The sequence below is a fragment of the Corynebacterium sp. genome (assembly GCF_012838985.1).
Classification (GTDB): domain Bacteria; phylum Actinomycetota; class Actinomycetes; order Mycobacteriales; family Mycobacteriaceae; genus Corynebacterium.
Genome location: NZ_DUOE01000054.1, coordinates 1 through 1690, shown reverse-complemented (window position 1 = coordinate 1690; position 1690 = coordinate 1). Strand labels below are relative to the sequence as shown.

The 1690-nt window shown below is 64.2% G+C and carries 2 protein-coding genes and 1 other RNA gene; all 3 read right to left on the bottom strand.

Annotated features, from left to right (window positions below):
- Positions 1 to 415, bottom strand: a 415-nt coding sequence (locus GXZ33_RS03360) for an ABC transporter substrate-binding protein (RefSeq protein WP_291339431.1), incomplete at its 3' end; no start/stop codon positions are given.
- 379 nt (positions 416 to 794) lie between these two features.
- Positions 795 to 1199: a hypothetical protein gene (locus GXZ33_RS03355; RefSeq protein WP_291339430.1), complete on the bottom strand. Its 405-nt coding sequence runs from the start codon at positions 1197 to 1199 to the stop codon at positions 795 to 797.
- Positions 1200 to 1397: 198 nt separating this feature from the next.
- Positions 1398 to 1690, bottom strand: a transfer-messenger RNA (tmRNA) gene (gene ssrA / locus GXZ33_RS03350); the annotation flags it as partial.

Below are 1690 nucleotides of genomic sequence, written 5' to 3'. Positions count from 1 at the left end.
TGATGGCGTCGTAGTGCTGCGCGAAGCGCTGGCCGTTGACGATGAGGTCCGGCTGCGCGGCGGTCAGTGCCTCGAGGTTCGGCTCGCGGTGGGTGCCCAGGTCGATGATGTCGTCGTCGTTCTTGTAGCCCTCGACGGTGAAGGGGACCAGCTGCTTCGGCGCGGCGACGAGGTCGATACCCCAGGCGTCGAGGATCTCGAAGGAGCGGTTGTCCGTGGACGCGATCGCCTCGACGGGGAGGGCGATCTCCTGGGTGCCGTGGTTGTCCTCGACGGTGATGGTGCCGGCGTCGGCGGCCGCGGTGGTGGCGGTCTCGTTCGTCGCCGAGCTGGTGTCGGTGGCGTCGGAGCAGGCGGACAGCAGCAGCGCGGATGCGGCGACTGCGGCGATGAGGGTGTGGCGGATGCGAGCCATGATGTTCAGCAGTGTCCTTTGTCGGTGATGTTTCGTGTACCAGCGTCCTGGCTGTTGATGGTCAGGGAACCCTGCGCGAGAACATTACAAGGCTAGCCTAAGTTAGGCAACCCTATCTTGCGATGTAAATCTGTTCCGGCCGCAGGCACCCCACCAAACCACAAGGTCAGCGGGGTTTTGCTTTGGCCCACCTTAGCCAGCAGAAGGTGTTCTACACCACATCCCTTCCGTGGCACAGAGGTCTGATATCGCCGTGACCAGCCGCTATACACGAACACCCCGAACAAGGTCCCGGGAATACCCTGGCCTTCAGAAAGACCCCCAAATCGACAAAAGGCGCGGTACGGGTTACACCCGCACCGCGCCCTGAAGGTTCGAACTAGTTCTTGCCCTTGGTCAGCAGGGACAGGCCGATGGCCAGCATGAATACGTCCTTGGACAGGGCCATGCCCTCCTGGGACGGACGGATACCGTCGGCCTCGGTGTTCTCCGGGTTACGGAAGTACATGGACAGCAGACCACCGGAGAAGGCGGTCAGGGCTGCGCCGGCAACCTTGTTCGGGACGAACGGAGCCAGCAGGGAGGCGCCGACGGCGGTCTCCGCGTAGCCGAGCCAGGTGCCGAACTTGTCGGACGGCAGCTTGGCCAGGGCCGGGATGCCGGAGGCGGCGGCCTGCTGGACGCCAGCAGAGCACTCGGCCGGCATGCCGATCTTGCCCACGCCGGAGTTGGCGATGAAGGCGCCGGTCACGCCGCGCAGGATGGCATCAGAGATCTTGGACATGGTGTGCTCCCCTTAAGTCTCAAGGTAATTTGTTGACGTATCTACAACATAGGATAGCGGGAGGTCGGGGACTCGTCAACCACAGAGACGCAGATCACGTCGACCGCGATCCTCCCCGGGCTGCCGGACCCACCCCACCCTACGTCCCGGAATCGACGAAGGCTCCGCATCACTGGGATGCGGAGCCTGTCGCCTTCTCGGTGGAGCTGCCGGGAATTGAACCCGGGTCCTTCGTCACCTCGCCAGGGCTTCTCCGTGCGCAGTTCGCGCTGGATCTCTGCTCGGCCCTCCGGCTCGGACGAACACGTTCCGGATGATGGGCCCAGTCAGCGGTAGGTGTCCCGCCCGACCCCGCTGACGCGGTCGGACGGCAAGTTCCCTAGTCGATGCCAGGGTCCGGGTCGGGAACGAGCCCGGTCTGACAGACACGCGGTCGCTACTTAGGCAGCGAGGGCGTAGTCGCGCTGAGTGTTCTCGGCGCTTATGGGTTT

Excerpts from the sequence above, each read along its gene's own strand:
- GXZ33_RS03355 (WP_291339430.1), bottom strand. The coding sequence starts at position 1,199 with ATGTCCAAGATCTCTGATGCCATCCTGCGCGGCGTGACCGGCGCCTTC.